Annotated in this window: 3 protein-coding genes; all 3 read left to right on the top strand. The window is 37.9% G+C overall.

The annotated features are described in order from the left end of the window. Positions 1-204: 204 nt before the first annotated feature. Positions 205-1,092, top strand: a complete 888-nt coding sequence (locus tag HMPREF1246_RS05375; protein WP_021736924.1) for a UTP--glucose-1-phosphate uridylyltransferase — start codon at positions 205-207, stop codon at positions 1,090-1,092. 400 nt (positions 1,093-1,492) lie between these two features. After that, complete coding sequence (locus tag HMPREF1246_RS05380; RefSeq protein ID WP_021736923.1) at positions 1,493-2,938, top strand: flippase; 1,446 nt, start codon at positions 1,493-1,495, stop codon at positions 2,936-2,938. 36 nt (positions 2,939-2,974) lie between these two features. Beyond that, positions 2,975-4,439 (top strand): O-antigen ligase family protein (locus HMPREF1246_RS05385; protein ID WP_021736925.1); only part of this gene is annotated, 1,465 nt, incomplete at its 3' end.

The following is a 4,439-nucleotide window of genomic DNA, read 5'->3' on the forward strand; positions in this document are numbered from 1 at the left end:
AAGATTGTGGTACGGAACTTCTTACGAATCGTCAAGACTTTCTTGCTCTCATAAGAATCTTTTCTCAAGCAAGAAAGACACGTAACTGCAGCGAATCGGAGCGATTTTTGCTCCGAGTATTAACATGGGGGGGAGCCAATTCTATGACAAGAAGCTCCCCCCATGTTATAATATCTCCATCATAACCTCGAAAGGAAGCTCATCATGCCATCATCCATCGTTCGTAAAGCCGTAGTCCCCGTCGCAGGCTTTGGTACGTCCTTTCTTCCTGAAACAAAGACGATGCCCAAGGCCATGCTGCCTATTGTCGATATTCCCGCCATCCATTTTGTCATTGAAGAAATCACCAAAAGCGGCATCGAGGAAATCCTCCTCATCAGCGGCCACGCCAAACGCGCCGTCGAGGACCACTTTGATTCCTCCCCGGAACTGGAGGACCAGCTCTTCCAGTCCGGTAAGACCGCCCTTTTGAAAGAAATCCGCGATATCTCCAAAGTGAATTTTCACTACATCCGCCAAAAGCAGCAGCACGGCCTCGGTGACGCCATTTTGTGCGCCAAGGACTTCATCGACGGAGAGCCCTTCATCGTCGCCCTTCCTGACGATATCATCCTAAACGACGAAGAAACGGGCCTTTCCCAGCTCCTGCACCAGTTTGAAACTACCCAATCGACCATCCTTGGCTGCTGCAAGGTTGGGGCAGGGGATGTCTCCAAATACGGCATCGTTTCAGGTGAAAGGGATGAAACTCATTCCGACCTCATCCGCGTCCATGACATCACGGAAAAACCGGTTGCTGAAAATGCCCCCAGCCATCAGGCCGTCTTTGGGCGCTATATCATTACGCCTGACGTCTTTGATTACCTGGAACTCACGCCAAACGGCCTTAACGGACAGATCCAGTTGACCGATGCCCTGCGCGCCATGAGCCATAACGAGCCCATGTACGCCTACAACATGAAAGGCCACTTCTATAACGTCGGTGATAAAATGGGCTATCTTATAGCCATTGTCGACTATGGCCTGCGCCGCAAAGACCTGAAAGATGACTTTGCCGCTTATCTCAAGGACTTTGTCTCTAAAATGGAATAATGAACATAAGAGCTATGAAGCATGCTGCTTTGTGGCTCTTTTTGTCTATCTATTATGAGATTTTTGGACTGCTATCCATCATATAAGGCGATGCTGAAAAAGTGAAGAAATGCGGCGAAAATCCCCCAAAGGAGCCCTTTTTATGATATAATATTTCTATATGTTACATTACTTTCACAAATTGCTGCAAAATTGATTCTTAATTCCTGCTAAATAAATTTTCAAAATGGTGCCTGAAACGTAAGAGAATGGGTTCTACCGGTTCGCTGCGAATCCTTGGCACTATTTTTATTGGTAATATTTCTGCGTTTATTTAGCATAATCGAGTCAATTTACTTAGCAAATTAAAAAACGAATATTTCATTTATCCCTTTTCAAATGATAAGGGGTTGGAGATGTTATGGCTAAAAGTATTTCACGAAACTATCTATACAATGTGAGCTATCAGCTCTTAACTCTATTAACACCTTTCATTACGACACCTTATCTTTCACGTGTCTTAGGCCCTGATGGAATAGGAATATATAGTTATACGACCTCTATTGTTTCCTACTTCATACTCTTTTCGACGCTGGGGCTGGCTAATTACGGACAGCGTGAAATTGCTTATCATCGTGATGATCCTTATCTCCAAAGCAGGACATTTTTTGAAATCGTTCTTCTTAGATTTATCTTAGTTGGAATCAATCTTGTTGCCTATTATTCAATTATTAGATTTTCAGTTGGAGACCGGCTAATATACTGGATTCAGGCATTGAATATTGTTGCTGTTTTATTTGATATATCATGGTTTTTTCAAGGTCTTGAAGAGTTTGGGAAGATCGTATTTCGAAATTTTGTTATTAAAATTATAAATATTGGACTGATTTTTTTATTAGTAAAAGAGTCAAGTGACGTAAGTAAATATGTTCTTTTAATAGGGATAATGAATATTTTATCTGGCATATCGATTTGGTTCTTTCTTCCTCAATATTTAATACATGTACCTTTGGGTGCGCTTCGCCCGTTCCGAAATTTAAGAGTCATTATAGAGCTTTTTTTACCGCAAATTGCAATCCAAATATACACCGTACTTGATAAGACGATGATTGGGCTGATTACCGGGTCTTCTTTCGAAAACGGTTATTACGAACAGGCTGAAAAAGTTGTGAAGCTTTCCCTTACGGTGGTTACATCTCTTGGCACAGTTGTACTTCCTCGTGTAGCGCATTCTTTTGCCAAACAAAAATATGATGAGATAAAAAAGCTCATGTTCCAATCTTACCAATTTGTTTGGTTTATCACTATACCAATGTGTTTTGGTCTTATGGGAATTGCTCAAAACTTTGTTCCCTGGTTTTTTGGACCTGGGTATGCAAATGTAGTTTCTTTGATACAAATTCTCTCTGTGCTTACCATTGCCATAGCATTAAGCAATGTTACGGGAATTCAGTATTTATTGCCAACGAATCAGCAAAATCATTTGACTGTTTCTGTTGTTTGCGGTGCAATTGTTAATTGTTTCTTAAATGCTATGCTGATTAAAAGAAATGGAGCTGTAGGTGCAGCAATAGCCTCCATTATTGCTGAACTTGTTGTAACCTTTGTGCAATTTTATTTCGTGCGTCATGTTTTTTCATTTGGGAACGTTCTAAAACTTTCAATAAAATACTGGATTGCTGGAAGTTTTATGCTTGCAGGAATTTGTTTCTTGGGAAGACATTTTGCCCCCGCTCCCATATATACCGTACATCTAATTCTAATGGGATTCCTAATTTATTCTTCAATATTATTATTGCTTCGTGATTCTATGGTCTTTATGCTTGTTAAAAAGCTACGGAGCAGTGCATTGCATAAGAACGGATAACATTTTATTTATTTAGTAATGGAAGGATATATTTTTATGGACCAACTACTTTATCAAAAATCTACGCCTCTGATCAGGGAGCTGGAAAGGTATATTTTTTTGCTTTATGTATTTACACTCCCTTTGGAAAATGTTACGAAGCGAATTACAATATCTGCAATAGGAAAAAATATATCTCAATACTTTCTTTTATTAGGAATTATTTTATATATTTATGAATGCTTTAAGTATAATTGTAAAACCCAAAAGATACTTATACGCTTTTTATTTATTTTTTCTCTTTGGCAGCTGATGTGTCTTGCTTTGGGAATTATTTATTATCAATATCCTCACTATCTTCTCATAGACAAATCAACGAAGATTGCTGGAATCTATACCTATCTATTGGAAAGGGAAATTTCAGTTAACCCCATTTTTCTTAACAAAGTATGGCAATTTTTACGCTTTTCTAAAGAAATTATTTTGACTGGTAATACCACTTTCTATGTAGTCATGACTATTATGCATCTTTACGAAAATAATTTCGAAAGAGCCTTTTACGATATTCGAAAGCCTATTTTATGTATGGTTGTGCTAATGTGCTCCTACTCTTTGGTGGAACTTGCTTGGTTAAAGTTTCATTTAGATTGGGCTAAAACCATTCTAATCTTAATTAATCCATTTTTTTATGATGTTGCTTCGAGTCATAATTGGTGGCCACCACTACTATGGAAGGGGCAACTTAGAAGTATTATGCCAGAACCTTCGTATTTTGGATATTATGCTATTTTTTATATCCCATTTCTTTGGAGTTATTTTTTTGAAAAAAAAGTAAAAATGTTTTCACCTCTTTTGCTATTACTTTTTTCTCTTATGATTGCTGCTACGAATTCGAGAACAGCTATTATATTGACAGTCCTTGAATCTGTTATTTTAATGGGCATCACATTATTAAGCTGGAATAGATATTTTATTAAACGATCTGGATTAATCTTGATAATTATGGGAATTGGTTTGTTGATTAATTTGTTTAATCCAACTGGGATTAAGATTCGCAAACAAGAATCCAGTCTAGGAAGCTACGTTAATCAAAATATTATAAGTGTTGGCAATAAAAATATGCGATCTAATTCGGCTCGTTTGGGCAATTTAATAGCACATTTGTATGTTGTCAGTGATTTTCCTATTACTGGCGTTGGAAAAGGTCTTACATCCGCTTATATTAACGACAGGCTTCCTGAATTTTCATTCACGAATAACGAAGTTCGTAATTGGAGTCGATATATGTACCAAAATGGTGCTTTAAAAAGTGGTTTTCCTGCACTTAATTTGTATGCTGATATAGCTGCTTCCTCAGGAATACCCGGACTTCTTTTATTTCTTCTGCCCTTTGTTTATATGTTCAGACGATTGATCAAGGACAAAACTTGGATTCGTAATCCAAAGTGCTTCATGCTAGTCGGTTGTTTAATTACACTTCTTGCTGCGGGTTTCAGTAATTCATTTAATGGAGGGCCAATGG

The sequence above is a fragment of the Acidaminococcus sp. BV3L6 genome, assembly GCF_000468835.1.
Lineage (GTDB): Bacteria > Bacillota > Negativicutes > Acidaminococcales > Acidaminococcaceae > Acidaminococcus > Acidaminococcus intestini.